A 26,874-nucleotide genomic window follows, 5' to 3' on the forward strand; every position below is an offset into this window, starting at 1 on the left:
GTCGGTGGTGAAGGAAAGGGTGGTACGGGCGCTGGCCCGCCGGTCGGGGACGAGCCGCTGTGGCCGGCTGGGGCTCTGTTACTATGGGCCGCATTTGCAAGCGTGAAAGGCTATCACATCATGTCAGGCGCTGTTGTACCGGCAGGCTTGCTGTCGGCGCTGCGGCACGTGCTGTCTCCGCCGGACGGTGCTGGCGCCAGTGTCGCCGCGCTCTGGCGCCCGTGGCCGCTGCCGGTGGCGGGCGGCTCGGTCGCGGCCTTGTCCTTGCCGGCGCTGGATGCGCTGCTGGGCGATATCGTGCCCGCCAGCCTGCACCCGGCCATTCCCGCGCGTTGCGTGCGCTCCCGGCAGTTGTCTTTTCTGGCCGGGCGCTTGTGTGCCGAGCAGGTGCTGGCCGCGTTGCCGCTGACGGCGGCGGTGCTGGGGCGCGATGCGAGCGGTCGGCCCCTGTGGCCCGCTGGTGTTACCGGATCCATTACCCATAGCCCCACCCTGGCGGCGGCGGTCGCGGCATGGAGTCCGCAGCCGGACGGGCTGGGCGTGGATTGCGAGCCGCTGGCGGCCGGAGAACGGCTGGACGACATCGTGTCGGCTTGTTGCACCGCGGCGGATCGCGCCTGCCTGCCAAGCCGGGCGGCGGGCACGATGGCGACGCTGATCTTCTCGGCGAAAGAGGCCGGTTACAAAGCCTTGTCGCATCGTTTTGGCCGCATCGTTGACTTTACCGAGTTCGAAGTCTGCCAGTTGGCGCGGGATGCCGGCCAGCTGTGGCTGGCGCCGGTTCCCGGCAGCGAGTGGCACCGACGTATCCAGCCGTTTGCCGTGCAGTTCACCTTTGATGCCGACAGTGTCTACACCCTGGCCGACCTGCGCGGCATTCCCTAGCACGCTGCCGCTCAGGCTGGCAGGTCGGGTGCCAGAAAGCTGGCCGCCATGTCCTTGTCGCCATGCCCGGCGGCAAGGGCGCGCTCGAAGCGGTGCAGCCCCGCGCCGGCTACTTCGGCGTACAGGCCGGCCTGCTGGGCCGCATCGAGGATCAGCCTGCTGTCTTTTACCGCATTGGCCACGCTGAAACTTGGCGTGTAGTTGCCTGCCAGCATGGCCGCGCTCTTGAGCTGGAAGTAGGCGCAGTCCATCGGCCCGTTGCTGACGACATCGACCACCAACGCCGGGTCGACCCCTAGTCCCTTGGCCAGCGCCAGGCTTTCTGCCAGCCCGTGGGTCAGGGTGAAGGCCCAGTTGTTCAGGGCCAGTTTCAGGCGGCTGGCCTGACCGGCCTCGTCTGCCACCCACAGGGTACGCTTGCCAATGGCGTCGAAGACGGTTTGTACCTCCTCCCGTCCGGCCTGGGGGCCGGAGGCCAGAATGATCAGCTGGCCCTGCTCTGCCGGCTGGCGCGTGCCCTGTACCGGCGTATCGAAATACACCAGCTGCTGCTGGCTGGCCAGCTGTGCCAGGCTGGCGGCGGCGTCTATCCCCACCGTGCTGAGCTGCAGCCATTTGGCCCCGGGCCGGAAGTGCCCGCTGCCGGCGGCCATGGCGGAGGCCACGCTGTCGCCGTCTTTCAGCACCGTCACGATGCAGTCGGCATCACGGACGGCTTCGGCCACGCTGGCGCAAGCCTGCAAATTGTCCTGCACCAGCGCCTGCGCCTTGGCTGCCGTACGGTTCCAGACCTTTACCTTGAAGCCCTTGCTGGCCAGGTTGCGTGCGACCGGTGCGCCAATCAGGCCGCTGCCCAATACGGCAATGGTGGGGGTGGTCGTGTTCATTGTGTTGTCCTTGGTGACCGGGCATTCCGGAAAATTCAAAATGGGTAATTAAATTTGGAATGATCGTTCCAGTTAATGTAAGATGCCGCTCGGCTGCGGTCAACCCATATGACATTTTTTTTCCGGGTGGTCCGCGATTTCCATCGCTTGCCAAGGACAAAACAGATCAAAAATGAGTAATGCCAACAAAATTCTCGGTCACCGTTTGCGCGTCGGCGTGGTCATTCCGTCGACCAATACTTCCGCCCAGCCGGAAATGGACGACATGCGGCCGTACGGGGTGACCAACCATGTGGGCCGGATGGTGATAGTGGACCAGTCGCTGGTGGCCGAGCCCGGCTTCAACAGCGTGATCCAGGCGATGCGCCGTGCCACGGAGCCGGCGATCAAGAGCCTGCAGGACTGCCAGCTCGACCGCATCATCGTGGCGGTGTCTCCCGATGCCTACTGGCGCGGCGTAGAAGCGCACGCGCAGATGCTGGCGCAGTTGCAGGACACCGCCGGCGGGGTCGGCATCACCTGCAGTGCTGACGCCATTGAAGAAGCCCTGGCCCGGCTGGGCGGTGTGCGCCGCATCGGCCTGATTTCCCCCTACACCGCCATTGGCAACGAGGCGGTCGCGCAGTTCTTTGTCGACAAGGGCTACGAGGTGGTGGCGCTGGCCAATCTTGGCGGGCAAAGCCCATCCCGAATCGCCGAGGTCAGCCTGCAGGATCTGCGCAATGCGGTGGACAACGCCAATGCGCCGGGGGTCGAGGCGATCGTGCAGGTGGGCACCAACGTGCCGATGGCCAGCTTTGCCCATACCGCCGAGCAGTGGACCGGCAAGCCCGTGATCGCCAACAACACGGTGTTGTACTGGCATGCGCTTCGCATGAGCGGCATCGATGACCAGTTCGATGGCTTTGGCCGTTTGTTCAGCTGTTGCTAACGGCAACTGTCGGCAGCACTAAGCGACCCACATCCATACAGAGAGCAATATGTCAGCCCAGATGAATACCTTGCAGGCCTTCCTGCAGCAACATATCCAGTCATCGTACACCCACACCAGTCCGTATCTGCGTACCCTGCCCGCCATGCTGCTGGCCCAGGTACACAGCCGGAAAAACGAAATTGCCATTGCCGATCAGGAAACCGAATACAGCTACGAGACCACCCTGCTGCACGCGGTCGGCATTGCGGCGGCGCTGCGCGCCAAAGGGGTGAGCTATAACGACTGCCTTGGCCTGTTTATCGATGCCTCGGCCGACCTGGCGCTGGCAACGTGGGGCATCCTGTTTGCCGGGGCGGCGTATCTGCCGCTGGCGACCGACTACCCGCAAGACCGCCTGAGCTATATGGTGAGCGATGCCAGGGTCAAGCTGGTGCTCACCAACAATCGCAGCCGCGAGCGCCTGGCTGGCGTGCTGTTGCCGGGCGTCAGCCTGCTCAATATCGACGATGTCGCCCCGGCAAGCATTACCGAGGTCGACCAGGTGCTGACCGAGCTGCTCGAGCAGGATGGCGAGGACCTGGCGTACGTGATCTACACCTCCGGCACCACCGGCAAGCCCAAAGGCGTGGCCATCTCGCAGCAGGCCATTGCCAATCAACTGGCCTGGCTCACGCACGAGGGCTATCTGTTGCCGGGCCACCGCATCCTGCAGAAAACGCCGGTCAGCTTCGACGCCGCGCAGTGGGAGTTGCTGGGCATGTGCTGCGGTGCCCGCGTGGTCATGGGGCTGCCGGGCGTCTACCGTGACCCGGAAGCGCTGATCCGCCAGGTCCAGCAACACGGCATTACCACGCTGCAAGGCGTACCGACCCTGCTGCAAGCCTTGAGCGAGCTGCCCGCCTTTGCCGATTGCGACACCCTGCACAGCCTGTTCAGCGGTGGCGAAGGGCTGTCGCGCAAGCTGGCCAGCAAGCTGCTGCAAATCCTGCCGGACTGCAGGCTGGTCAACCTGTACGGGCCGACCGAATGCACCATCAATGCCACGCACTATCGCATCGACCAGCGCAGCCTGAGCCAGGAATGGGAGATCGCGCCGATCGGCCTGCCGGTGGCCGGGTTGCATTACCAGGTGCTGGATCCGCAGCTGGCACCGGTGGCCGCGGGACAGACCGGCGAGCTGTTCATCGGCGGCGCCCAGCTGGCAAATGGCTACCTGTTCCGCGCCGAGCAGACCGCGGAGAAATTCCTTTCGCTGCCGCTGGATGCGGCGTCCCCGCAGGTCAGGATGTACCGCACCGGCGACCTGGTCCGGGTCGATCCGGACGGCGTGCTGCACTTTGTCGGCCGCACCGACAATCAGGTCAAGTTCCGTGGCTACCGTATCGAGCTGGACGAAATCCGCCTCGCCATCGAGAACCATGACTGGGTGAAATCGGCCGCCGTCTTCATCAAGGAAAACGCCCGTAGCGGTCATGCCCAGCTGATCGGTGCGGTGGAGCTGAACCCGAACGAGGCCAAGCTGATGGATCAGGGCGCGGCCGAATCGCATCACCAGACCAAGGCCAGCCGCCACCAGATCAAGGCCCAGCTGTCCGGGCGCGGCTTCCGCAGCGAGGCCAGCCTGGCAGGCAGACAGCAGATCGCGCTGCCGGGGCAGCAGGAAACCGCCGCCCAGCGCGAACGCGTGTTCGCCCGCAAGACGTACCGTTTCTTCAACGGTGGCCCGGTGGCCGCAACCGACATCCTGCAGCTGCTGGCGGCGCAGCCGGAAGCGGCGCCATCAGCCCGGCTGGCGGATCTGGACGCGAGCAGGCTGGGTGAAATGCTGCGCTATCTGGGGCAGTTCAGCAGCGAAGAGCGGCTATTGCCGAAATTCGGCTACGCCTCCCCCGGCGCGCTGTACGCCACCCAGGTGTATATCGAGCTGAACCAGGTCGCCGGCCTGCCCGCCGGGTACTACTACTACCACCCGCTGCAGCATCGCCTGTACCTGCTGGCCGCCAGCAGTGCTACCGAACCCCGCCTGCGGCTGCACTTTGTCGGCAAGATCCCCGCCGTGCGCGAGGTCTACAAGAACAACATCCTGGAAGTGCTGGAAATGGAAAGCGGCCACATCCTGGGCATGCTGGATCATGTGCTGCCGGGCTACGGCTACGGCCTGGGTCAGGGCCGGCATACGCCGGAGGTGCTGGCCCAGCTGGATTGCCCGGAGGAGCACGACTACCTCGGCAGTTACGATATCGTCGCGCTGGCCGAACGTATTGATGACCTGGCCGTCGACATCTACGTCCAGGCCCAGCAAGGCCGGATCCACGATCTGGCCGAGGGTAACTACCTGTACCGTCAGGGTCGGCTGGACAAGGTCTCCGGCCACCTGATCGAGCAGCGCCACGTCATCGCCATCAACCAGCAGGTCTACCAGCGCGCCAGTGGCGGCCTCTCCTTCGTCAGCCAGAGCCAGGAGCCGTGGCGGCAATACCTCGACCTGGGGCGCAGCCTGCAGCGGGTACAGATGAACCGCCTCGGCGTGGGTACCATGTCGTCCGGCTACAGCTCCAAGAGCGGCAACAACCTCGCCACCGCCCTGCGCCTGAACGACATTGTCGGCGATGCCGGCCGAGAGTCCGGCCCAAGCTACTTCTGCCTGTTCGGCAAGGTCAGTGCGGCGCAGCTCAGTCATCAGGGCATGGATGAAGACGCGGTGCACATGAAAGGTCCGGCCGAGCTGATTCGTGCCGACCTGCTCAACAGCCTGCCGGACTACATGGTTCCCGGACGCATTGCCATCATCAACCAGATGCCGCATACCACCTCGGGCAAGGTGGATGTGCAGGCGCTGAAACAGTGTGCCGATTTCCAGCTGGCGGATCAGGAGCAGCCGCATGTCGCCGCCCGTACCGCGACAGAGCAGGCGATCAGCCAGATCTGGTGCCACATCCTGCAGCTGGAAGAGGTCTCGGTGATGGACGACTTCTTCGCCCTGGGCGGCAACTCCATCCAGGCGGTGGCCATTGCCCGTGCCATCAACCGCCAGTTTGCGGCCAAGGTGCCGATCCAGCTGCTCTTCAGCGCGCCGACCATCGAGAAACTGGCCCAGGCGGTCAGTGGCGGTGACATGCAAACCGCCAGCCGCGCCATTGCGCTGGCCGGCCACGATGGCTCCCTCGCGACATTCTGCTGGCCGGGACTGGGCGGCTACCCGATGAACCTGCGCCTGCTGGGCGAAGCCGTGGCCGGTGAGCGCCGTTTCTATGGCATCCAGGCTCACGGCATCAATGCCGGCGAAACCGCCTTCGACAGTATCGAGGCGATGGCGCGCGAGGATGTGCAGCTGCTGCGCAGCCTGCAGCCGCAGGGGCCCTATGCGCTGTGGGGCTACTCCTTTGGCGCCCGGGTCGCGTACGAGGTGGCCTACCAGCTGGAACAGCAAGGTGAAACCGTCAGCCAGCTGGTGTTGCTGGCGCCGGGCTCGCCCCGGCTGTCCCATGCCGAACCGGTCAGCCGCGACGAGCGCGAGCTGTTTGCCAACCCGGCGTTCCTGACCATTCTGCTGTCGGTGTTCGCCCACGACATCGACCCGGCCCTGAACGCAGACTGCCTGCTGCGCGTCGACAGCCGTGCGACCTTCATCCGCTTTGCGGCGGAGAAATTCCCCGCGATCGACCGCACCCTGATCGACGCCATTGCCAATGTCGTGGCCGTGACCTACTCACCGGACTACCAGATCGCACTGGCCGACAAGCCCTTGCGTTGCCCGATCTCGGTGTGGCGGGCCCGCGGCGACGGACCGTCCTTCATCGCCGACGGCGAGCAGGCCGGGCTGCGCATCCGCTGGCACGACCTGGACGTCGGCCACTACGCGGTGCTGAAAGCGGAAGGCATTGCCGCGATGCAAGCCGCCGTACTGGCTTGAACGGGAGCGTACCCATGCCTCATGTCGTCATCCATTATTTCCAGGCCGAACTCTCCGCCGCCGCGCTGGAGCGCGTTCAGCAATCGCTGGTGCAGCTACTGCAGCAGGAGCTGTCATGCCCCGCCGGGGCGGTGTCGATCGATCTGCAGCCGGTCGCGCCGGCGCAGTGGCCGCAGCAGGTCTACCAGCCGCTGATCGTGCCGCGCATGGCCGAGCTGCTGCGCCGCCCGGACTACCGCTATTGATTCACCCTGCCCGGCAGCCCCGTGCCGCCGGGCGCCTCACCCACCGTTCAAACAGGAATTGTCATGACTCAACACACCAAGCCGGCAGGCGTCCTGCTGCTGCTGGCCATCCTGCTGCTGTCGCTTAACCTGCGGCCGGCTATCGCCGCCATCGGCCCGCTGATCCAGTCCATCAGCCACGACGCCGGCGTCAGATCGGTCGGCATCAGCCTGCTGACCACCATCCCGGTGCTGATGATGGGGCTGGGCGCCATCTACGCCGCGCGCATCCGCCAGGCGCTGGGCGAGCGCGGCGGCATCACCGCCGGCAGTGCCCTCATCGCCGTCGCCTGCCTGATGCGGCTGTGGGCGGACGACCGCAACGGCCTGTTCCTCAGCGCCGCGCTGGTGGGACTGGGCATTGCCGTGATCCAGGCGCTGCTGCCGGGCTTCATCAAGCGCAACTTCGGCGCCCGCACCAGCAGCGTGATCGCGCTCTACTCCACCGGCATTGTCGCCGGCGCCGCCATCGGCTCCGGCACCGCCTCGTGGCTGGAAGACCAGCTGGGCTGGCTGTCCACCCTGGCCAGCTGGTCGCTGCCGGCGGCGCTGGCAACCGTGTTCTGGCTGCTGGCCTCGCTTGGCAGTCAGCACGAAGGCCGCAGCAACGTGCAGGCCGCGGCGCGCAGCGTGCCGTTCTGGCGCATCGGCCGTTGCTGGTCGCTGCTGCTGTTCTTCGGCATCGGCACCGGCGCCTTCATGCTGGCGATGGCGTGGATCTCGCCGTTCTACATCGGCCTGGGCCTGGGCAAGGCGACCGCCGGCCTGCTGCTGTCGGTGCTGACCGTGGTCGAGGCGCTGACCGCGCTGTGGCTGTCGTTCGCCATCGGCCGCTTCCCCGACCGCCGCGGCCTGCTGCTGACCTCGCTGCTGCTGGTCGCGGCCGGCTTCCTGCTGCTGATCGTGGCGCCGCTGCTGGCGCCCTACTTTGCCGTGTCGCTGCTGGGCGTCGGCATCGGCATCCTGTTCCCGCTGTCCATCATCGTGGCCATGGATCACCTGAAAGATCCGACGCTGGCCGGCAACTTCACCGCCTTCGTCCAGGGCGGCGGCTTCATCATCGCCAGCCTGGTGCCGCTGACCGCCGGCAGCCTGCGCGACGTGTTCAACGACCTGTCCTACATCTGGCTGCTGATGAGCATCGCCAGCCTGGGCATGCTGGTGCTGGCGGTACGCTTCTCGCCGGCCAGCTACCAGCAATTCCAGCAGGACCTGGCCGAGCTGCAGGCGGGCGAGCTGAAACCGGCCTGATCCCGCACGGCCGCCTGACGACCAGTGCCGCAAACGACAACGCCAGCGTTCCGACGCTGGCGTTGTTTTTGCCCGGACGCCCAAGGTTGGCCGCTTGCCGCGGGCAAACTGCGCGGGCAGGGGCAACTGCTATAACTCAGTTACCAACAAGAAGAAATTCATCTCTGCAGCCGGGGTGTCGCCAGTGGCTGGCGGACACGTCCCGAGGGGCGAAGGAGCCATCATGGCCAGGAAACTCATCGACTGCCGCGAACACAGCGGCAGCCCACCACAATGCACCGTCTCGATTGCCGCCGACAGTGAAGACGAACTGCTCGCCGCCGCCGTACAGCATGCGGTCACGGTACACGGCTATCCGGACACACCGGAAATGCGCGAGCAATTGCGCCAGATGTTCAAGGACGAGCCCGCCGCGCACTGACACCCCGCCGGCACGGCAAACCACAAGCAACGGCTCCCGCGGGAGCCGTTGTCATGTCTGACGACGGTTGTTCGGTGGCCCAAAAAGGTTGGCCGCAAGCCGGCGATGGCTTGCGGCCAACCTTTGTGTTCATCCGCAGTGAACGTTGGGCCTCCGGGTGGGCTGACTCCCCGGATGCGCCTGCGGCTTATCCGGGCTACGTAAAACCCGATTTACCTCGACAGACCCGTCAGCCAGCACCGAGCCGAGGCGCCCCGCTCCCGTTGGTGCCGGCCGTAAAAACGGCCGCCGGCCCGGAAACAAGCCGCCCTCTGTCCGCGCAGCGTATGGGCGGCGCCGGGCAGGTGACCGTTTTTGCGGGAATTCCGGCGCCTTCGGGTCGCCTTTTCTTTGCTTCCTTTCTTTTTGGCGAAGCAAAAGAAAGGGAGCCGCTACCGCGCGGAAAGCGGCAGATAAAAACCTCCGCGCAGCGGATACCCCAAGTAGAAACAAGGTTGGCCGCAAATCCGTGGTGGCTTGCGGCCAACCTTTGTCATTCATCCTCGGTGAACGTTGGGCTTCGCTGCGCTCAACCCAACCTACGGGCTGATTTGTGCCACGGAAGCACACGGGAAGACACGGACAAAGGCAAAAGCGGCTTTGGCTGCGAAACTCGCGACAAGGAATGAAAACCAAGGTTGGCCGCAAGCCATTTCAATCGCCAGCCAGCACCGAACCGGCGCGCCCCGCTCCTGTTGGGGCCGGCCGTAAAAACGGTCGCCAGCCCGGAAACAAGCCGCCCCCTTTTGAGCGCAGCGTATGGGCGGCGCCGGGGCGGTGGCTGTTTTTGCGGGGATTCCGGCGCCTTCGGGTCGCCTTTTCTTTGCTTCCTTTCTTTTTGGCGAAGCAAAAGAAAGGGAGCCGCCGCCGCGCGGAAAGCGGCAGATAAAACATCCGCGCAGCGGAGTCGCCAGATAGAAAAAAGGTTGGCCGCAAATCCGTGACGGCTTGCGGCCAACCTTTGTTGTTGCTGTATGGTAAACACTGGGCTTTGCTGCGCTCAGCACCAACCTCGAAACCCGACTTGCCGTGTTGTACTCAAGCCAAGCAGCCATGCTATTGCAGATAGCCTGAGCTTTTCCACCTATCTAGGAAGACTGGCGCATCAAAATTGCCATTTTCAAATTCAATATGAATATCACTCTCATGGCAGAAATTAAATTTAATTCCTGGTAAGAAAATAATCATATCACTACCCCCAAAAGTTCCTAATCCATTTTGTTCCATCTTGTGAATCAAATTGGAAAGCGATAGTAGGTCAATTTCTTCTTCTTTCCATGGCTGATCATCATAGTAATATATTCCCCATGAATATCCGAATAGTACTTCACACTTCAGCATTCCTTTTTCGCTGAAATACCCAATCAGGAAATTCAGCTCCTGCCATAAAGCATCTCTGGCTAGCACTATCGTTACGATTTCCATTATGAACCTACTCTAGTAATTTCAAGCAAAACCATTTTGTTAAATATGGAGCCATGAAGCCAAAAAATGATCTAACAGGAACCCATAAAAATCACATCACAACACACGCACACACTTCTTGATCTATAAGAGCACAATCAAAACCATTAACAAAATTAAGAATCACACCAAAGTCATACTCAAAAAACTCACTATCACTCAAATGAACCCATGCAATTTTTTTTCCATAAAACATCTCTAAAAATCCAGATGACATTTCTGCACTATCAAGATCAGGTATTTTACCTTTGCTATGACAGTATTCTTCAAAGTCACGAACAGTAATTTCACCAGCGTCAATTGCCATTTTCAAATTAATAACATCAGTATCATCGACCACTTGATTAATTACTATTAATTCAACTCTACCCATAAGTTGTAATTCCAGACGTCTACAATCAGCATCTGAAAATGGGCATTCAATCACTCCAATCCTCGTATAAATGTCAAATTCTCGCACAATTTTTCTTGCAATCATAACTATTCCTTATAGATAGCACGTAGGTTGGACTTTGCTGCGCTCGGCGCCAACCTGATAACCCGTTCATCATACCGACAGTTCATGACAAAAGGGCAAGCCCTCATCAGGCTTGCCCTTGTTCACATCCCCTTGCGGCCAACGTTGGCCGCAAGCTACCCCACCCTTACAGCGACGGCAGCAGCCCGTCGATGGCGAAGCGGTTGTACTCGGCGCGCTGGATCAGTGCGCAGGCCTTTTCGATGTCCGGCGCGAAGTAGCGGTCCTTGTCGTAGAACGAGACTTCGGCGCGCAGCATGGCCTTGGCAGATTCCAGCTGCTCGGCGGCCTTGTTCGGGGCGCGGAAGTCCACGCCCTGGCAGGCGGCCAGCAGTTCCACGGCCAGGATGCCGGCGGTGTTGTCGGCCATGTCGCGCAGGCGGCGGCCGGCGAAGGTGGCCATCGACACGTGGTCTTCCTGGTTGGCGGAGGTCGGCAGGCTGTCCACGGAGGCCGGGTGGGCCAGCGACTTGTTCTCGGAGGCCAGTGCCGCGCCGGTCACCTGGGCGATCATGAAGCCGGAGTTCACGCCGCCGTTGTTCACCAGGAACGGTGGCAGCTTGGACAGGTTGCTGTCGATCAGCAGCGCCATGCGGCGTTCGGACAGCGAGCCGATTTCGGCAATCGCCAGCGCCAGGTTGTCGGCGGCGAAGGCGACCGGCTCGGCGTGGAAGTTGCCGCCGGACAGGATGTCGTTGTCTTCGGCGAATACCAGCGGGTTGTCGGAAACGGAGTTGGCTTCCACCAGCAGCACTTCGGACGACTGGCGGATCTGGGTCAGGCAGGCGCCCATTACCTGTGGCTGGCAGCGCAGCGAGTACGGGTCTTGCACCTTGCCGCAGTCGGCGTGGGAATCGGCAATCTGGCTGCCTTTGCCCAGCAGCGCGCGGTACTGCGCGGCGGCGTCGATCTGGCCCTTGTGGCCGCGTACCTGGTGGATGCGGTCGTCAAACGGGGTGCGGCTGCCCTGGGCGGCTTCCACCGACATGGCGCCGGCCACGGAGGCGGCCACGTACAGGTCTTCGGCGGCGAACAGGCCTTCCAGTGCGAAAGCGGTGGAGGCCTGGGTGCCGTTCAGCAGCGCGAGGCCTTCTTTCGGGGCCAGCACGATCGGTTCCAGACCGGCGGCGCGCATCGCGTCACCACCGTGTACGCGGTCGCCGTTCACGAAGGCTTCGCCTTCGCCGATCAGCACCGCGCTCATGTGCGACAGCGGGGCCAGGTCGCCGGAGGCGCCGACGGAGCCCTTCTGCGGGATCACCGGGTAGATGCCCTTGTTGAACAGGGTGATCATCGCTTCCAGCACCAGACGGCGGATGCCGGAGAAGCCGCGCGACAGCGAGTTGATCTTCAGCGCCATGATCAGGCGCACGGTGGAATCCTTCATCGGCTGGCCGATGCCGGCGGCGTGCGACAGCACGATGGAGCGCTGCAGCAGTTCCAGCTCGTCGGCGGCGATCTTGGTGTTGGCCAGCAGGCCGAAACCGGTGTTGATGCCGTACACGGTGCGGTTCTCGGCCAGTACGCGCGCCACGGTGGCGGCGGAGGCGTCGATGCCGGCGTGGGCGGCCGGGTCCAGCGCCAGTTGCACGGAGGCGTCACGGGCGATCAGGCGCAGTTGGGCCAGTGTCAGCTTGCCCGGGGTGATGGTGATGGTGGTCATGATGGTCCTTCCTTTGCGCGGCGGCAGTTTGGCCGCGACAGATGTGTCGGTGCTGCGGCCAACCTTGTGGGCTGGCCGCACGCGGATTTACTTGATCATCGGCAGTTTGAGGCCGAAGCGCTTGGCAGCGGCAATCGCCTGCTCGTAGCCGGCGTCGGCGTGGCGCATCACGCCGGAGCCGCAGTCGTTGACCAGCACGCGGGCCAGGCGCTCGGCGGCGGCGTCGGTGCCGTCAGCCACGATCACCATGCCGGAGTGCTGCGAGTAGCCCATGCCCACGCCGCCACCGTGGTGCAGCGATACCCAGCTGGCGCCACCGGCGGTGTTCAGCAGCGCGTTCAGCAGCGGCCAGTCGGACACGGCGTCGGTGCCGTCCTTCATCGCTTCGGTTTCGCGGTTCGGGCTGGCCACCGAGCCGGTGTCCAGGTGGTCGCGGCCGATCACGATCGGCGCCTTCAGTTCGCCGTTCTTGACCATTTCGTTGAAGGCCAGACCGGCGATGTGGCGCTCGCCGAGGCCGAGCCAGCAGATACGTGCCGGCAGACCCTGGAAGCTGATGCGCTCGCGCGCCATGTCCAGCCAGCGGTGGGTGTGCTTGTTGTCCGGGAACAGTTCCTTGATCTTGGCGTCGGTCTTGTAGATGTCTTCCGGATCGCCGGACAGCGCCACCCAGCGGAACGGGCCCTTGCCTTCGCAGAACAGCGGACGGATGTAGGCCGGCACGAAGCCCGGGAAGTCGAAGGCGTTCTTCACGCCCTTGTCGAACGCGACCTGACGGATATTGTTGCCGTAGTCGACGGTCGGGATGCCCATGGCCTGGAAGTCCAGCATCGCCTGTACGTGCACCGCGCAGCTCTGTGCCGCTTCGTCGGTCAGGCGGGCGTGCAGTTCCGGCTCGCGCTGCGCATCTTTCCACTGCTCCACGGTCCAGCCGATCGGCAGGTAGCCGTTGATCAGGTCGTGGGCGGAGGTCTGGTCGGTCACCAGATCGGGCTTGATGCTGCCGGCCTGGGCGCGTTTCACCAGCTCCGGCAGCACTTCGGCGGCGTTGCCTAGCAGCGCGATGGACACCGCTTCCTTGCGTCCAGTGTGTTCCTTGATCAGTTCCAGCGCGTGGTCGATGTCGCGCGCCTGCTTGTCGACGTAGCGGGTACGCAGACGGAAGTCGATGCTGCTCTGCTGGCATTCGATGTTCAGCGAGCAGGCGCCGGCCAGGGTTGCGGCCAGCGGTTGTGCGCCACCCATGCCGCCGAGGCCGGCGGTGAGGATCCAGCGGCCTGCCAGGTCGTTGTTGTAGTGCTGGCGGCCGGCTTCTACAAACGTTTCAAAAGTACCCTGCACGATGCCCTGCGAGCCGATGTAGATCCAGCTGCCGGCGGTCATCTGGCCGTACATGAACAGGCCCTTGCGGTCCAGCTCGTTGAAGTGTTCCCAGTTGGCCCACTTCGGCACCAGGTTGGAGTTGGCCAGCAGCACGCGCGGGGCGTTGGCGTGAGTCTTGAACACGCCGACCGGCTTGCCGGACTGCACCAGCAGGGTTTCGTCTTCGTTCAGCTCTTTCAGCGACGCCAGGATCTGGTCGTAGCACTCCCAGTTGCGTGCGGCACGGCCGATGCCACCGTACACCACCAGCGCCTGCGGGTTCTCGGCGACGTCCGGGTCCAGGTTGTTCTGGATCATGCGGTAGGCCGCTTCGGCGATCCAGTTCTTGCAGTGCAGTTCGGTGCCGTGCGGGGCACGGATTACGCGGCTAGCGTCAAAACGCGGGTCAGTCATGGGAGTTGCTCCTATCGGGTCTTGCTCTGTCAGGTGTTGTTCACTACGTAAGCCGCCGCCGGTTTGCGCCGCACAGCGGAATGCTGTCAGCGCCGCAGTTGGCGCGTGATCGACCATGCCAGGCGCGCGGCGGCCTTGGCGCCGTGGCTGTCCTGGTCAAAATTGGGGTTGAATTCCACCAGATCGGCACCCACCAGCTTGCCGCTCTTGGCGATCTTGCCGACCAGCGCTTCCACCACGCTGATGTCGACGCCGTAGCCGGCCGGGGCCGACACCGCCGGCATCTGTGCCGCCGGCAATACGTCGAGGTCGATGGTCAGGTACACCGCGTCGACGCTGTCGATGAACTCGGCCAGCTGGTGGCGGGCATCGGCCAGCTGCCAGGCGGTCATGTCGCTGTCCAGCCGCCACTCGGCGCCAAGGTTGGCCGCAGCGTCGAACAGCGCGCGGGTGTTGGCGGTTTCGGCGACGCCCAGGCACAGGTAGCGGAAATGCTGGCCGCGCCTGGCGCACTCGGCGGCGATCTGCGCGAACGGGGTGCCGCTGGTGGCTTCGTCGGCGGTGCGCAGGTCGAAGTGGGCGTCGAAGTTGACGATGCCGATACGCTTGTCCTGATGCGCGTCGGCGAGGCCCAGCCAGTGGCCGAAGGCGGTCTCGTGGCCGCCGCCGAGCACCAGCGGCAGGTGGCCGGCGTAGACGATGGCGCTGACGCGTGCGGCCAGCCGCTGGTGCGCGGCGTCCAGATCGCCGTCGTCGCAGCTGATGGTGCCGGCGTCGTACAGCGGCAGCGTCGGGTGATACGCCAGATTGGCCAAGGCGCGGCGCAGCGCCTGCGGGCCGGCGACGGCGCCGGTGCGGCCCTGGTTGCGGCGCACGCCTTCGTCGCAGGCAAAGCCGAGGATGGCGATGCCGGGCGCGGCGCCGGCGGCCAGCGGCTGCACCACCTGGTGCCAGCGGCGCGCCGCGTCGCCTTCGGCGGCGTCAATGCGGCCAGTCCACATGCTCATGTCGATAGTCATGGTTTATCCCTCGTGCTGCACCACGCCACGGAACACGCGGCGGGTCAGCGGGTTGGTGCCGAGGCCGTACACGATCTCGGCCGGATGGTCGATGTCCCACAGCAGCAGGTCGGCGACAAAGCCGGCGGCCAGCTGGCCGTGCGTGGCGCCGCGACCCAGCGCCTGTGCCGCGTGGCGGGTGGTGCCGCGCAGCGCTTCTTCCGGCGTCAGGCCGAACAGCACGCAGGCCTGGTTCATCGCGAGGCGAATGGAGGCAAACGGGCTGGTGCCGGGGTTCAGGTCGGTGGACACCGCCATCGCCACATTGGCCGCACGCAGTTTCTCCACCGGCGGTTTCTGCGTTTCGCGCAGGAAGTAGTAGGCGCCGGGCAGCAGTACCGCCACGGTGCCGGATGCCGCCAGCGCGGCCACGCCGGCGTCGTCCAGGTATTCGATATGGTCGGCGGACAGGCCGCCGAACTCGGCCACCAGCGCGGCGCCGTGCAGGTTGGACAGCTGCTCGACGTGACCTTTCACTTTCAGGCCATGCGCGCGGGCGGCTTCGAACACCTGGCGGGTCTGCGCCGGCGAAAAGCCGACGCCTTCGCAGAACACGTCCACCGCTTCGGCCAGCCCTTCCTGCGCCGCGGCGGGGATGATCACCTCGCACACGTGGCGGATGTAGCCGTCGGCATCGCCGGCGAATTCCGGTGGCAGCGCGTGCGCCGACAACAGCGTGGTGGCCACTTCCACCGGCAGCGCGGCTTCCAGCCGGCGCGCGGCGCGCAGCTGTTTCAGCTCGTCGGCCAGCGTCAGGCCGTAGCCGGACTTCATCTCGATGGTGGTGACGCCTTCCTTCATCAGCGCCTTCAGCCGCGGCAGGCTGACCAGCGCCAGCTCGTCCTCGTCCAGGCCACGGGTGGCGCGCACGGTGGAGATGATGCCGCCGCCTTCGGCCGCGATCTGCTGGTAGGGCACGCCGGTGAGGCGCTTTTCCCATTCCGCGGCGCGGTTGCCGCCGTACACCAGGTGGGTGTGGCAGTCGATGAAGCCGGGGGTGATCCACGCACCCTTGGCGTCGCGCACCTCGCCGCCGCCGGCGAAGGCGGCCAGCGCCTGCTCTTGCGGCAGCACTGCGTGGATGCGGCCGTCACGCAGCCACAGCGCGTGACCGTCCAGCGCGCCGTAGGGCGCAAGGTTGGCCGCGTCGAAGGTGGCGAGACGGGCGTTGATCCACAGGGTGTCGCTGTTGCTGCTCATGGTGGTGTCCGCTGTTTTGCGATGAATTGTATATACATTTAGTTGATCGCAAGGCGGGCGTCAAGATTTTTCTGCGACGGGATTGTTGGCAGTGCGCGACGCGCCGGGTCGTCAATCTGGCAAAAAAGCCAATAAAAACAAAAGGCCACGCGCTGGCGTGGCCTGTTTCCGGTTGTTGCGTAAATGTATATACATTTACTATTTGCGTACCCGCGTCTGCGAGCGCAGCTTGTAGCCGGCGCCGGGGTGCAGCAGCCGCGCGAAGCTGACCAGGTGCTTGCCGGACCAGGTGCGGCGCAGCACGCGCAGGCAGGGCTCGCTGGCCTGCAGCCCCAGCAGGCTCTGCGCCTGCGCATCCGGCAGCACCGCCTCGACGGTGTGCTCGACATCGGTCAGCGGGCAGGCGCGCATCAGATAGGCGTTCGGCGTCTCGCGCTGGAACTGCTGCGCCAGGTAGTCCGGCGCCCATTGCGGATTGATGTAGCGGTCTTCGAGCTGGATCGGGGTGTCGTCCTCGAAGTGCACGATCAGCGAGTGGAACACCGGCATGCCGACGCCCAGCGCCAGTCGCAGCGCCACTTCCTCGCTGGCGGCTTCCTCGCGCACGAAGTGCACCTCGGCGCGGTAGGCGTGGCCGCGGCTGGCGATCTCCTCGGCGATGTTGTTCACATCCAGCAGCGGCGATTCCGCCTTGCGTTCGGCGACGTAGGTGCCGTCGCCGGCGTAGCGCAGCAGCACGCCGGCCTCGGCCAGGTCGCGGATCGCCTTGTTGACGGTCATGCGCGACACGCCGAATTGCTTCGCCAGCTCGACCTCGGGCGGAATCTTGGCACCGGGGGCGAAGCTGCGGCTCTTGATACCGTCTAGAATGAAATCGCGGATGCGCAGGTAGTGCGGCTTGGAGGCGGGTTTGGGCGTGCTCATGCGGCGATTGTAAGCTGAAACGGGCGGAAAAAGGCGCGGCCGCCGGCGGGCGACCGCGCGTGGTGCCTCAGTCGAGGTGGGCGGCGAGAAATTGCAGGCTGCGGCCGTGCGCCAGCGCCGCGGCGCGCTGGTCGTACATCGGCCGGCCCCAGCAGTTGAAGCCGTGGTCGACGCCGGCGTAGTCGTGGAACACCGCGTTCGGCTTGTCGGCAAACGCCGCCTTCACCGCCGCCACCATGTCCTGGCTGATGTGGCCGTCCTGCGCCGCGTAGTGGAACAGGATAGGCATGCCGATGTCGGCGGCCACGTCCAGGTGCTGCTGGATGCCGCCGCCGTAGTAGCACACCGCGGCATCGGCCTGGCTCAGCGCCGCGGCGCGATAGGCCAGCTGGCCGCCCAGACAGAAGCCCAGCGTCGCCACCTTGCCGCTGACCTGCGGCAGCTGGCGCAGCGTGGCCACCGCCGCCACCACGTCGCTGGCCGCCAGCGCGGTATCTACCCGCTGGTAGTAGCCGAAGGCCTGCTGGCTGCCGGCGTCGTCGTAGGCGAGGTCCACGCGCGGGCTCAGTCGCCAGAACACGTCCGGCGCCAGCACCACGTAGCCGTCCAGTGCGTACTGCTCGGCCACGGCGCGGATGTGTTCGTTGACGCCCCAGATCTCCTGCACCAGCACGATGCCGGGGCCGCTGCCGGTCGGCGGTAGCGTCAGGTAGCCGGAGAAGGTTTCGCCTTGTGCGGTTTGAATGTCGATCCAGCGTGAATTCACGGCATCACTCCTTATGGGGTTGGAACGCGGAACGCCGGCGGCATGGCGCGCTTGGCAAGCCGGCAGAAACTGTTGCATTGTAGCCGTCACACCGCTACTACGCCTGCAAGGATGTCATCATGACCCACCCTGTCCATCCCGACCTGCTGCCCGCCGGCGTGCGTGCCATCGAACTGGCCCCCGGCATGCCCGGCCTCGCCTTCAGTCACCCGGATTTCAGCGCCGTGTTCAGCCTGTACGGCGGCCAGCTGCTCGATTTCATCCCCGCCGGCGGCCAACCGCTGCTGTACCTGTCGCCGCAAGCGCAGCTGCAGCCGGGCAAGGCCATCCGCGGCGGCATCCCGCTGTGCTGGCCGTGGTTCGGCCCCCACCCCGGCGACAGCAGCCGCCCGCAGCACGGCGTGGCGCGCACCGCGCTGTGGACGGTGAACGCGGTGGTGCGCAGCGACGACGGCTTCCACCTCAGCCTCAACGGCCCGCGCGAGGGCGAGCTGCAGGCGTCGCTGACGCTGCTGCTGGCCCCGCAGCAGCTGACGCTGACGCTGACCACGCGCAACCTCGGCAAGACGCCGCAGCCGCTGAGCCAGGCGCTGCACAGCTATGTCGCGGTCAGCGACATCCGCCAGCTGCGCCTGCAGGGCCTGGCGCAGGCGCCGTACCACGACAAGCTCGACGGCCGGTTCAAGACCTGGCCAGACGGCGACTGGACACCGCAGGCGGCTACCGATGCGGTCGTGGCCAGCGCCGCGCCGCTGCAACTGGACGATGCCGGCTGGCAGCGCCGGCTGCAGCTCTCCAGCAGCGGCAGCGCCAGCACCGTGGTGTGGACGCCGTGGCAGCAGGGTGCGGCCAAGCTGGCCGACCTGCCCGCCGACGGCTGGCAGCATTTCCTGTGCCTGGAGGCGGCCAATGCCGGCGCCGACGCGCGGGTGCTGGCCGCCGGCGAGGCGCACAGTCTGACGCAGCAGCTGCGCGTCGCGGCGTTATAATCGCGCTTTACCTGATACACCGGAGCGTGACGAGTATGCTCAAGCCCGATCGACTTGATCGATTCCTGCCGCAGGTGTTCCCCAGCGGCGTCAAGGTCAGCAGCTTTGCCAAGCACTGCCCGCACTGCAAGAAACTGGTCAAATCGCCGGCCATGCACGGCGTGGCGCTGCTGGTGGTCGACCGCGTGTTCATCCTGGCGCGCGCCGAATGCCCGCAATGCGGCAACCGTTTTGAAGTGAAGTGCATGTTCGACGACAGCAAGCAGGTGCACCCGGTGCTGCTGCCGACGCTGATGGTGCGCTGGCTGATGCTGTGGCACGCGCGGCAGCTGCGCCGGCGCGGCATCCCGCTGAAACCGCTGGCGACCGTGGTAGATGACGAGGTGGACGCGGTGGTGACGCAGGAGCGCGTCGGCCTGCTGCTGGCCGACAGCGAGGTGACCAAGTCGCCGGAAACGGTCGGCAGCTATCTCGGCCTGCCGATCGTGGCGTGGATCGAATACCAGGGCCAGCGCTACAACTACGACCGCGCGGTGCCGGAAGAGGGCCAGTTCCGCCTCAGCCAGTACGAGGCGCTGTTTGACCGGCGCTTGATCTACCGCCGCAGCGGGCACTGAGCGGCTTCCGGGCGATCATAAAAAAACGGTGGCATGCAGCCACCGTTTTTCATTGCGGGATCCGTTGCGGCCAACGTTGGCCGCAGTGAAAGCGGAGTACGGTCTCAGGCGCCGTAGTCGCCCCACACCGTCTGCATCGCCGCCGCCGCCGCCAGCGCTGCGGTTTCGGTGCGCAGGATGCGCGGGCCGAGCTTGAGCGGCGTCCAGCCGCCGCCGATCGCCGCCGCCTCTTCCGCCGCCGACAGCCCGCCTTCCGGCCCCGCCATCAGCCACGCGCGCGCCGGCGCTTTGGCGATGTCGGCCAGCCGCTGCGTGCCCAGCGGCGACAGCACCAGGTGCGCGTCGCCGTCCGGCTTCGCCGCCAGCCACTGCTTCAGCGTCAGGATAGGCAGCACCTCGGGGATGGTATTGCGCCCGCACTGCTCGCAGGCGGAGACGATGATCTCCTGCCAGCGTGCCAGGCGCTTGTCGGCGCGGTCGCCGGCCAGCTTGACGATGCTGCGCTCGGTCATCAGCGGCTGGAACACGCTGACGCCCATCTCCACCCCCTTCTGCAGCGTGAATTCCATGCGGTCGCCGCTGGAGATCGCCTGCGCCAGTCCCAGCCACAGCGGCGACTCGCGGCTGCTGTCGTCGAAGCGGCTGATGTCGCAGTCGGCATCGCGCTTGGCGATGGCGGTGAGCGTGGCTTGGTACTCGCCGCCACGGCCGTCGAACAGGGTGATGGCGTCGCCTTCTTTCAGCCGCAATACCTGTACATGGCGCACGACATGGTCGGGAAGGGACAGCGAACGCAGGCCGGCGAGGGGTGTGGCAACAAAAAACCTGGGCATGGTGTGTTGAAAGTCTGTGGTGATGGCGGTATTTTGCTTGTTTTGCTGCAATTGCAACAACCACTGTTTTCAATTCGCCCCCGCGGGGACGGCTTGAGGTGCGGGCCCACCGGCCTGCCAACCGTGTTAACCCGTCCGCTGACCGGCGGACGCGCCAGGAGAAGCGCATGCAGGTGGTCGACGAGGTCATCCGTACCGTTCGTAACGTGGCCCAGACCGAGGTCATGCCGCGCTTTTTGCGCGTCGGCAAGACGCGCAAGGACGACGGTTCGCTGTTTACCGAGGCCGATCTTGGCTGCCAGCAGGCACTGCAGCGCGACCTGCCGCTGATCCTGCCGCACCCGGTGCTGGGCGAGGAAATGACGCGCGAGGAACAGGACGCGCTGTGGGCGGCCAATCCGGACGGGCTGTGGGTGGTCGATCCCATCGACGGCACCACCAATTTCGTCAACGGCCTGCCCTACTTCGCCATCTCGGTGGCGCTGATGGTGAACGGCATCAGCGAGCTGGGCGTGATCTACAACCCGGTGGCCGACGAGATGTTCTACGCGCGGCGCGGCAAGGGCGCTTACCTCAACGGCAACCGCCTGCCGCTGAAGACCACGCGCAACAGCATGGGCGACGCCATCGCCGCGGTGGAGATCAAGTACCTGCGCTCCGGCAAGCTGGCGGCGCGCATGAACAGCGTGGCGCCGTTCGGCAGCCAGCGCAGCATGGGCTCGTCCACGCTGGACTGGTGCTTCCTCGCCGCCGGCCGTTACGACCTGTACCTGCACGGCGGCCAGCGGCTGTGGGACTACGCCGCCGGCGCGGTGATCCTGGAAGAAGCCGGCGGCCGCATCGCCAGCCTCAATACCGATGACTACTGGACGGACACGCTGTGGAAGCGCTCGGTGATCGCGGCGCTGGACCCGGAGCTGTTCGGCCACTGGCACCGCTGGGTGCGCGCCAACCAGTAAACCGGCGGATACCCGGAAACGATGCGGCCAACCTGTTGCAAGGTTGGCCGATTTGTTTGCTTGGGCTGGGTGTGAGCTTACGGGGCGGATCTCAGTGCTTGTTCCCGCCAGCTCGCCTGCCAGCGGCGATACCAGTTTGCCGCCTGCTCGGCATCGGCAGGGGTGCTGATACCGAAGCGATACACCCACGATAGCGCGTACAGCGCATCTTCGTCGTTGTGTTCTGCCCTCGCCTGCAATGCTTGCAATGTCGCGGCCTGTGCCGGGCCCTCGGCCTGCAGGAGGGGGGCCAGTGCGCTACTGCCTGCCACCTCCAGGGCGATGGCCTTGTCCAGCCATTGCCGGGCTTGAACCTTGTCCGGTGACACCCCCCTGCCCTGCGTGTACAGCACGGCCAGACAGAGCTGTGCCCAGCCGACCTCCTGGGTAGCAGCACGTTGCAACCATTGTGCTGCCAGCGTGTCCTGTCGCGGCACCTGTGAGCCATCCAGATACAACTTGCCCAGCTCCAGCTGGGCGCTGGCATCGCCGGCGCTGGCGGCTTGCTGATACCAGTTCAGGGCCGCGTCCAGGTCGGTGTGGCCGCTGTCGGCATCGGCATAGAGCCGTGCCAGCGCCAGGGCGGCTTCGGCAACCCCCTGTGCCGCGGCCTTGCGGTACCAGTCAATGGCCATGGCGGTATCCTCGCCAACACCCCGGCCAGCCTGATACAGCTCGCCCAGCGCATGCTGGGCCGCTGGCAGACCTTGCTCGGCCGCCTTGCGGTACCACAGCGCGGCGAGGCCCTCGTCTTCGATGACACCCAGACCCTCACTGTGCAACTTGCCCAGTAAGTACTGCGACAGGGCCATGCCACCGTTGGCCGCTTTGCTTATCCAGTCGGCAGCGGCCGCCGGATCCTGTGGGACGCCGTTTCCCTCCAGGTACAGCAGGCCCAGGTTGTGCTGGGAGCTAGGGAAACCCTGTTCGGCGGCGAGGTGGAACCAGCGCGCCGCTTCGGTTGCATCCTTGGTGATGCCCAGCCCGTCGCGGTACATCACACCGAGGTTATGCTGGGCATCCGCAAGGTTTTTTGCTGCCGCCTTGCGGAACCAGCGCATGGCTTCGGCTTCGTCCTTGGCAACCCCTTGGCCATACAGGTACGGCACCCCCAGATTGAACTGGGCAGTGGTGTACTGCTGTTCGGCGGCAAGGCGGAACCAGCGTGCTGCTTCGGCTTCGTCCTTGGCCACTCCTAGGCCATCACGATAGGCCACCCCGAGGTTGTACTGCCCGATATCGGATTTTTGCGTTACAGCCAAGCGTAACCAGCGGATGCCTTCAACCGTATTGCCAGTGACACCCCGACCGTTGAGATACATGCCGCCTAGGTTACCTTGCGCATCGGCATACCCTTGGTCAGCAGCCAGTTGGAACCAATCTGCGGCAGCGCTGAGATCTTGGGCAACACCACGTCCATCGTAGTAGAGCGTACCCAGTGCAAATTGGGCTTGGGCCAGATGCTGGGCAGCGGCCTGATGGTAATAGCGGATGGCCGAGGGCATATCGGTCGGCGTGCCTAAGCCCTTGTCGAAAATTACGCCGAGGTTGTACTGGGCCACTGCACTCCCTTGGGAAGCAGCCAGCTGCAGCCAGCGAGCTCCCTCTGCGTAGTCCTGCCTGATGCCATTTCCTTGCAGGTATCGAGTGCCGAGGCGGGTTTGTGCCTCGGCATTACCCTGTTCGGCTGCGACCTGCTCGGCGCTCTGGGCGGGGGGCGTGGTGAGGGCGGCGTGCGCGGCAGCGGGTAACAGCAGCGCGGACATCAGCGCCGCCAGCGTAGTGAGGGCTTTCATTCGGCAAGATCCTGAAACAGTCGGCAGTGAAACAGGCGTACAGGATACGGGAAGCGCTGGCTGAGTTGAATAATTTTATGACAAAAGGCTGCGGCCAACCTTGGGCAAGGTTGGCCGCGATTTTTATTGGGGATCAAGGCGACGGCGGTCGCTTTGCAGCCTTGTCAAACCAGATATCGGCCTCGCGTTCATCCCTTGGCACGCCCTGACCGTTCAGCAACATTGTTGCCAAGCTGAACTGCGCCTCGCTCAGCCCCTGCTCGGCGGCCTTGCGGTACCACTGCACCGCCTGTTCCGCACTCATGGCAACGCCTTGCCCGTAGCGATACATATTGCCCAGATTGTTCTGCGCCGGGGCATAGCCCTGCCCGGCCGCCAGCCGGTACCAGTGCACGGCCTGGGACCAGTCGTAGGGAACCCCGCGCCCTTCGGCGTAGAGTTTGCCCAGATTGTTGCGGGCGACCGCGTCGCCCTGCGCGGCGGCCTTGCGATACCAGCGGGCCGCCGCGGCGTCGTCACGCGGCAGGCCCTTGCCGGCGTCATACATCTGGCCCAGCACGCGTTGCGCCCGGGCCTCACCTTTTTGTGCCGCCTGCTGTTGCCGGCTTGCCGTCAGCAGATCCTGCCGGCTGAGGCCTACGTGGTTCTCGAACAGGCCGTTCAGGCGCCATTTGGCATGGGTATCGCCTTGCGCCGCAGCCTTGAGGAACCAGCTTTCGGCGGCGGCGAAATCCATGTCGACCCCGCGCCCATGCTGCAGCATTTCGCCCAGATGGGTCTGCGCCGATGCCAGCCCTTGCTCGGCGGCCTTGCTGTACCACGTCACGGCCTCGGTGGCATTCGGGTCTACGCCCCGCCCGTACTGGTACATCTGCCCGAGGCTGTCCTGTGCCGTGGCCAAACCCTGTTCGGCAGCCTTGCGCAACCACGTTGCCGCGTCGCTGAAACTCTGGGTGACGCCCTGGCCATTTTGGTACTGCAGGCCCAGTTTGTATTGAGCGGCGGCCATACCCTGTTCCGCTGCCTTGCGGTACCACCCGGCAGCCTGATGGATATCACTTGGCAGACCCTTGCCCGACTCGTGCATCAGGCCGGTCAGGTACTGGGCATTGGCATCGCCTTGCTGTGCGGCCTGCCGGTACTGATGGGCGGCCAGGATGGTTTCCCTGTTGAGGCCATTGGAACTGAGGAATAGGCAGTGCAGATTGAGTTTTGCTTCCGGATGGCCTTGTGCCGCGGCTTTGATGTACCAGCGTTCGGCTTCGGCAAAATCCATGGCTACCAGTTTTCCATACTGGTATGCGGAACCGAGTTCATTCTGCGCTTGCGCCAATCCCTGCTCCGCGGCCTTGCGATACCACGCCAGCGCCTGGGCCGGATCGGGCGTCGTGCCATACCCGTACAGATACAATCTTCCGAGATAGTACTGGCCGTCGGCGTCTCCTTGTCGTGCCGCCTTGTGGAACCAGGAGAAGGCTTCGGTATGACTTTGCGCGGCCTGCTGGTCTTGCAGGAGCTGAATGGCGAGGCTGACCATTGCTCTGCTGAGGTTTTGCTCGGCGGCCTTGCGGAGCCAGACAAGCGCTGTATCGGTATCCTGCACTGTCCCCTGTCCGGAAAGATGGAGCAGGGCGAGGTTGAACTGCGCTTCCCCCAGGCCCTGCTCGGCGGCCTTGCGATACCACAACACGGCTTGGGCAAAGTCTTGCGCCACCCCGTCACCCTGCTGATAGCGCCACGCGATATTGAACTGGGCTCTGGCATTACCCTGTTCGGCCGCGATCTGTTCGGCGCTCTGGGCGGGGGGTGTGGAGAGGGCGGCGTGCGCGGCGGCGGGTAACAGCAGGGCGGACATCAGCGCCGCCAGCGTGATGAGGGGTTTCATTCGGCAAGATCCTGAAGCAGTCGGCTGTGAAACAGGCGTACAGGATACGGGAAGCGCGGGTTGGGCTGAATAATTTTATGACGAAGCAATGCGGCCAGCCTTGGGCAAGGTTGGCCGCATTGTTTTTGGCGCATGGGATGGTCTGGCCGGCGCGGATGCTCCGGGCCGGCCGATGATCCGCATGGCAGCGCGCCTGCTCAGTGCGCGGGAGCTTCCAGCACCGCCAGCAGCTGGCGCAGGCCGGCGTCGAGCGCGGCATGGGGTTCGGCGGGCAGCGGGGCGAGGATGGCCGCCATATTGGCGACGTGGGCGTCCAGCGCCGCCTCGACCAGTGCCAGCCCGTCCGGGGTCAGCCGCACCAGCAGGCTGCGCGCGTCGGCCGGGTTGGGCAGCCGTTCCACCAGCCCGCGCTCGGTCAGCAGCTGCAGCTGGCGCGTCATGGTGCCGGAGGACAGCATCAGGCTGGAAAACAGCGCGGTGGGTGCCAGGCAGTACGGTGCGCCGCTGCGGCGCAGCGTGGCCAGCACGTCGAATTCCCAGTTGCAGATGCCGTACTGGCCGAAGGTGTCGTTGAGCCGCTTTTGCAGCTGGCCAGCGCAGCGGGCCAGGCGGCCGATCAGCGCCATGTCGCGGGTGTCGAGGTCGGGGCGCTCGCGCTGCCATTGCGCGCGGATGGCGTCCACGGCATCGGGGGTGTTCAGTGTGTCCATGCCGGCTCCGGATAGCTCGTGTTCAAGACAAATATCTTGAATTGAAGATAAATTGGCGATACGCTGATTATATCTTGAATGGGAGATAAATCCGTGATGCCTGCTTCCCGCCTGTGGCGCGATACCCTGCTGACCGCCGTGGTGCCGCTGATCTGGGGTTCCACCTATCTTGTCACCACGCAATGGCTGCCGCCAGGCCTGCCGTTTACTGCCGGCGTGCTGCGCGTGCTGCCGGCCGGCCTGCTGCTGTTGCTGTGGACGCGCCACCTGCCGCAGCAGCAGGAATGGCCACGGCTGCTGCTGCTGTCGCTGCTGAATATCGGCGCCTTCCAGGCCTTGCTGTTTGTCGCCGCCTACCGCCTGCCCGGCGGCATCGCCGCGGTGCTGGGGGCGATCCAGCCGCTGCTGATGATGGCGCTGCTGTGGGGGCTGGAGCGGCAGACGCCGCGGCCGCTGGTGTTGCTGGCCGCCTGCGCCGGCCTTGCCGGCATGGCGGTGCTGCTGAATGCCGGCAACGCGCGCTGGGACAGCATCGGTGTGCTGGCTGCCGCCGGCGGCGCGGTGGTGATGGCGCTGGGCATGTACCTGGCGCGGCGCTGGGGCAGTAGCCTGCCCTTGCTGGCGCTGACCGGCTGGCAGCTGGCGCTGGGTGGCCTGATGCTGCTGCCGGCGGCGCTGTGGCTGGATCCGCCGCTGCCGGCGCTGTCTGCGGCCAACGTCGCCGGCTACGCCTACCTGTCGCTGGTGGGTGCGCTGCTGGCTTACGGCCTGTGGTTCCGCGGCCTGCGCCTGCTGCCGCCGGTGGCGGTGTCGGCGCTGGGCCTGCTCAGCCCGGTGGCGGCGGTGATCCTGGGCTGGGTGGCGTTGGGGCAGCGCCTGCACGGCTGGACGCTGATCGGCATGGTGACGGTGCTGGCCAGCGTGCTGTGCGTGCAGCTGGCCAGCCGCCGCCGCCCGGCGCGGGCGGGGTGAGTGGCCCCGTCAGTCGAGCAAGCCGCCCGCCACGGGCGGCTTTTTTGCGTCGCTGAGGGGCTGGCCGGCGTAGTGCCGGTGGCCGTCCGTGC

24 protein-coding genes are annotated in these 26,874 nt (G+C 65.2%); 11 read left to right on the forward strand and 13 right to left on the reverse strand.

The window, feature by feature from the left end:
* Window positions 1-102 precede the first annotated feature (102 nt).
* Entirely contained in the window at window positions 103-885 is a 783-nt protein-coding gene (locus tag NOM55_RS13550) for a 4'-phosphopantetheinyl transferase (RefSeq protein ID WP_162199010.1), read from the forward strand.
* An 11-nt stretch (window positions 886-896) separates the two neighbouring features.
* Here the strand turns inward: NOM55_RS13550 and NOM55_RS13555 are convergent, their stop codons facing one another.
* Window positions 897-1,772 carry an NAD(P)-dependent oxidoreductase gene (locus tag NOM55_RS13555; protein ID WP_255909026.1) on the reverse strand — a complete coding sequence of 292 codons (876 nt, stop codon included), beginning with the start codon at window positions 1,770-1,772 and terminating at the stop codon, window positions 897-899.
* Between the two features lie 172 nt (window positions 1,773-1,944).
* Between NOM55_RS13555 and NOM55_RS13560 the strand changes: the two genes are divergently transcribed.
* From NOM55_RS13560 to NOM55_RS13585, 6 genes are all read left to right on the forward strand, one after another.
* Window positions 1,945-2,703 (forward strand): hypothetical protein, encoded by a 759-nt coding sequence (locus NOM55_RS13560; RefSeq protein WP_255909028.1) that lies wholly within the window; start codon window positions 1,945-1,947, stop codon window positions 2,701-2,703.
* Window positions 2,704-2,752: 49 nt separating this feature from the next.
* A complete protein-coding gene (locus tag NOM55_RS13565) occupies window positions 2,753-6,619 on the forward strand; it encodes an amino acid adenylation domain-containing protein (RefSeq protein WP_255909030.1) in 3,867 nt (1,288 codons plus the stop codon).
* A 14-nt stretch (window positions 6,620-6,633) separates the two neighbouring features.
* Window positions 6,634-6,864 carry a hypothetical protein gene (locus NOM55_RS13570; protein WP_255909032.1) on the forward strand — a complete coding sequence of 77 codons (231 nt, stop codon included), beginning with the start codon at window positions 6,634-6,636 and terminating at the stop codon, window positions 6,862-6,864.
* 63 nt (window positions 6,865-6,927) lie between these two features.
* Window positions 6,928-8,154 (forward strand): MFS transporter, encoded by a 1,227-nt coding sequence (locus tag NOM55_RS13575; RefSeq protein ID WP_255909034.1) that lies wholly within the window; start codon window positions 6,928-6,930, stop codon window positions 8,152-8,154.
* A 223-nt stretch (window positions 8,155-8,377) separates the two neighbouring features.
* Complete coding sequence (locus tag NOM55_RS13580) at window positions 8,378-8,575, forward strand: DUF1059 domain-containing protein (protein WP_120812923.1); 198 nt, start codon at window positions 8,378-8,380, stop codon at window positions 8,573-8,575.
* A gap of 53 nt (window positions 8,576-8,628) precedes the next feature.
* Window positions 8,629-9,243: a hypothetical protein gene (locus NOM55_RS13585; protein WP_255909037.1), complete on the forward strand. Its 615-nt coding sequence runs from the start codon at window positions 8,629-8,631 to the stop codon at window positions 9,241-9,243.
* A 427-nt stretch (window positions 9,244-9,670) separates the two neighbouring features.
* Here the strand turns inward: NOM55_RS13585 and NOM55_RS13590 are convergent, their stop codons facing one another.
* The 8 genes from NOM55_RS13590 to NOM55_RS13625 form a co-directional block, all read right to left on the reverse strand.
* Window positions 9,671-10,039, reverse strand: coding sequence for a hypothetical protein (locus NOM55_RS13590; RefSeq protein ID WP_255909039.1), 369 nt, complete (start codon window positions 10,037-10,039; stop codon window positions 9,671-9,673).
* A 91-nt stretch (window positions 10,040-10,130) separates the two neighbouring features.
* Complete coding sequence (locus NOM55_RS13595; RefSeq protein WP_255909041.1) at window positions 10,131-10,556, reverse strand: hypothetical protein; 426 nt, start codon at window positions 10,554-10,556, stop codon at window positions 10,131-10,133.
* Window positions 10,557-10,722: 166 nt separating this feature from the next.
* A complete protein-coding gene (hutH, locus tag NOM55_RS13600; protein ID WP_255909043.1) occupies window positions 10,723-12,258 on the reverse strand; it encodes a histidine ammonia-lyase in 1,536 nt (511 codons plus the stop codon).
* An 87-nt stretch (window positions 12,259-12,345) separates the two neighbouring features.
* Window positions 12,346-14,034, reverse strand: a complete 1,689-nt coding sequence (gene hutU, locus NOM55_RS13605) for a urocanate hydratase (protein ID WP_255909045.1) — start codon at window positions 14,032-14,034, stop codon at window positions 12,346-12,348.
* 86 nt (window positions 14,035-14,120) lie between these two features.
* Entirely contained in the window at window positions 14,121-15,053 is a 933-nt protein-coding gene (hutG, locus tag NOM55_RS13610) for a formimidoylglutamase (RefSeq protein WP_255909046.1), read from the reverse strand.
* A gap of 3 nt (window positions 15,054-15,056) precedes the next feature.
* Window positions 15,057-16,292: an imidazolonepropionase gene (gene hutI, locus NOM55_RS13615; RefSeq protein ID WP_255909047.1), complete on the reverse strand. Its 1,236-nt coding sequence runs from the start codon at window positions 16,290-16,292 to the stop codon at window positions 15,057-15,059.
* Window positions 16,293-16,490: 198 nt separating this feature from the next.
* A complete protein-coding gene (gene hutC / locus NOM55_RS13620; RefSeq protein ID WP_047967624.1) occupies window positions 16,491-17,216 on the reverse strand; it encodes a histidine utilization repressor in 726 nt (241 codons plus the stop codon).
* Between the two features lie 67 nt (window positions 17,217-17,283).
* Window positions 17,284-17,982, reverse strand: coding sequence for a dienelactone hydrolase family protein (locus NOM55_RS13625; protein WP_255909049.1), 699 nt, complete (start codon window positions 17,980-17,982; stop codon window positions 17,284-17,286).
* Window positions 17,983-18,101: 119 nt separating this feature from the next.
* Here NOM55_RS13625 and NOM55_RS13630 point away from each other — a divergent pair, with 119 nt between their 5' ends.
* A complete protein-coding gene (locus NOM55_RS13630) occupies window positions 18,102-18,971 on the forward strand; it encodes a D-hexose-6-phosphate mutarotase (RefSeq protein ID WP_255909051.1) in 870 nt (289 codons plus the stop codon).
* A gap of 35 nt (window positions 18,972-19,006) precedes the next feature.
* Window positions 19,007-19,588, forward strand: coding sequence for a hypothetical protein (locus tag NOM55_RS13635; RefSeq protein WP_047967627.1), 582 nt, complete (start codon window positions 19,007-19,009; stop codon window positions 19,586-19,588).
* A 104-nt stretch (window positions 19,589-19,692) separates the two neighbouring features.
* Here NOM55_RS13635 and NOM55_RS13640 read toward each other — a convergent pair whose 3' ends face one another.
* Complete coding sequence (locus tag NOM55_RS13640; RefSeq protein WP_255909053.1) at window positions 19,693-20,421, reverse strand: 16S rRNA (uracil(1498)-N(3))-methyltransferase; 729 nt, start codon at window positions 20,419-20,421, stop codon at window positions 19,693-19,695.
* Between the two features lie 173 nt (window positions 20,422-20,594).
* On the opposite strand from NOM55_RS13640, the gene NOM55_RS13645 reads away from it, so the two are divergent.
* Window positions 20,595-21,380, forward strand: a complete 786-nt coding sequence (locus tag NOM55_RS13645; protein WP_202902773.1) for an inositol monophosphatase family protein — start codon at window positions 20,595-20,597, stop codon at window positions 21,378-21,380.
* A 77-nt stretch (window positions 21,381-21,457) separates the two neighbouring features.
* Here NOM55_RS13645 and NOM55_RS13650 read toward each other — a convergent pair whose 3' ends face one another.
* The 3 genes from NOM55_RS13650 to NOM55_RS13660 form a co-directional block, all read right to left on the reverse strand.
* Window positions 21,458-23,215, reverse strand: a complete 1,758-nt coding sequence (locus tag NOM55_RS13650; protein WP_255909056.1) for an SEL1-like repeat protein — start codon at window positions 23,213-23,215, stop codon at window positions 21,458-21,460.
* 133 nt (window positions 23,216-23,348) lie between these two features.
* Entirely contained in the window at window positions 23,349-25,100 is a 1,752-nt protein-coding gene (locus tag NOM55_RS13655) for a tetratricopeptide repeat protein (RefSeq protein WP_255909058.1), read from the reverse strand.
* A gap of 197 nt (window positions 25,101-25,297) precedes the next feature.
* Window positions 25,298-25,810, reverse strand: a complete 513-nt coding sequence (locus NOM55_RS13660) for a MarR family winged helix-turn-helix transcriptional regulator (protein WP_255909060.1) — start codon at window positions 25,808-25,810, stop codon at window positions 25,298-25,300.
* A gap of 96 nt (window positions 25,811-25,906) precedes the next feature.
* Here NOM55_RS13660 and NOM55_RS13665 point away from each other — a divergent pair, with 96 nt between their 5' ends.
* A complete protein-coding gene (locus NOM55_RS13665; RefSeq protein ID WP_255909062.1) occupies window positions 25,907-26,782 on the forward strand; it encodes a carboxylate/amino acid/amine transporter in 876 nt (291 codons plus the stop codon).
* Window positions 26,783-26,874 lie beyond the last annotated feature (92 nt).

This window comes from Vogesella sp. AC12 (assembly GCF_024437575.1).
GTDB classification, from domain to species: domain Bacteria; phylum Pseudomonadota; class Gammaproteobacteria; order Burkholderiales; family Chromobacteriaceae; genus Vogesella; species Vogesella indigofera.

Bases quoted from the DNA above. Each gene is read 5' to 3' on its own strand.
- NOM55_RS13555 (WP_255909026.1), bottom strand. From the start codon at position 1,772: ATGAACACGACCACCCCCACCATTGCCGTATTGGGCAGCGGCCTGATT.
- NOM55_RS13560 (WP_255909028.1), top strand. From the start codon at position 1,945: ATGAGTAATGCCAACAAAATTCTCGGTCACCGTTTGCGCGTCGGCGTG.
- NOM55_RS13565 (WP_255909030.1), top strand. From the start codon at position 2,753: ATGTCAGCCCAGATGAATACCTTGCAGGCCTTCCTGCAGCAACATATC.
- NOM55_RS13570 (WP_255909032.1), top strand. From the start codon at position 6,634: ATGCCTCATGTCGTCATCCATTATTTCCAGGCCGAACTCTCCGCCGCC.
- NOM55_RS13575 (WP_255909034.1), top strand. From the start codon at position 6,928: ATGACTCAACACACCAAGCCGGCAGGCGTCCTGCTGCTGCTGGCCATC.
- NOM55_RS13580 (WP_120812923.1), top strand. From the start codon at position 8,378: ATGGCCAGGAAACTCATCGACTGCCGCGAACACAGCGGCAGCCCACCA.
- NOM55_RS13585 (WP_255909037.1), top strand. From the start codon at position 8,629: ATGTCTGACGACGGTTGTTCGGTGGCCCAAAAAGGTTGGCCGCAAGCC.
- NOM55_RS13590 (WP_255909039.1), bottom strand. From the start codon at position 10,039: ATGGAAATCGTAACGATAGTGCTAGCCAGAGATGCTTTATGGCAGGAG.
- NOM55_RS13595 (WP_255909041.1), bottom strand. From the start codon at position 10,556: ATGATTGCAAGAAAAATTGTGCGAGAATTTGACATTTATACGAGGATT.
- hutH (WP_255909043.1), bottom strand. From the start codon at position 12,258: ATGACCACCATCACCATCACCCCGGGCAAGCTGACACTGGCCCAACTG.
- hutU (WP_255909045.1), bottom strand. From the start codon at position 14,034: ATGACTGACCCGCGTTTTGACGCTAGCCGCGTAATCCGTGCCCCGCAC.
- hutG (WP_255909046.1), bottom strand. From the start codon at position 15,053: ATGACTATCGACATGAGCATGTGGACTGGCCGCATTGACGCCGCCGAA.
- hutI (WP_255909047.1), bottom strand. From the start codon at position 16,292: ATGAGCAGCAACAGCGACACCCTGTGGATCAACGCCCGTCTCGCCACC.
- hutC (WP_047967624.1), bottom strand. From the start codon at position 17,216: ATGAGCACGCCCAAACCCGCCTCCAAGCCGCACTACCTGCGCATCCGC.
- NOM55_RS13630 (WP_255909051.1), top strand. From the start codon at position 18,102: ATGACCCACCCTGTCCATCCCGACCTGCTGCCCGCCGGCGTGCGTGCC.
- NOM55_RS13635 (WP_047967627.1), top strand. From the start codon at position 19,007: ATGCTCAAGCCCGATCGACTTGATCGATTCCTGCCGCAGGTGTTCCCC.
- NOM55_RS13640 (WP_255909053.1), bottom strand. From the start codon at position 20,421: ATGCCCAGGTTTTTTGTTGCCACACCCCTCGCCGGCCTGCGTTCGCTG.
- NOM55_RS13650 (WP_255909056.1), bottom strand. From the start codon at position 23,215: ATGAAAGCCCTCACTACGCTGGCGGCGCTGATGTCCGCGCTGCTGTTA.
- NOM55_RS13655 (WP_255909058.1), bottom strand. From the start codon at position 25,100: ATGAAACCCCTCATCACGCTGGCGGCGCTGATGTCCGCCCTGCTGTTA.
- NOM55_RS13660 (WP_255909060.1), bottom strand. From the start codon at position 25,810: ATGGACACACTGAACACCCCCGATGCCGTGGACGCCATCCGCGCGCAA.
- NOM55_RS13665 (WP_255909062.1), top strand. From the start codon at position 25,907: ATGCCTGCTTCCCGCCTGTGGCGCGATACCCTGCTGACCGCCGTGGTG.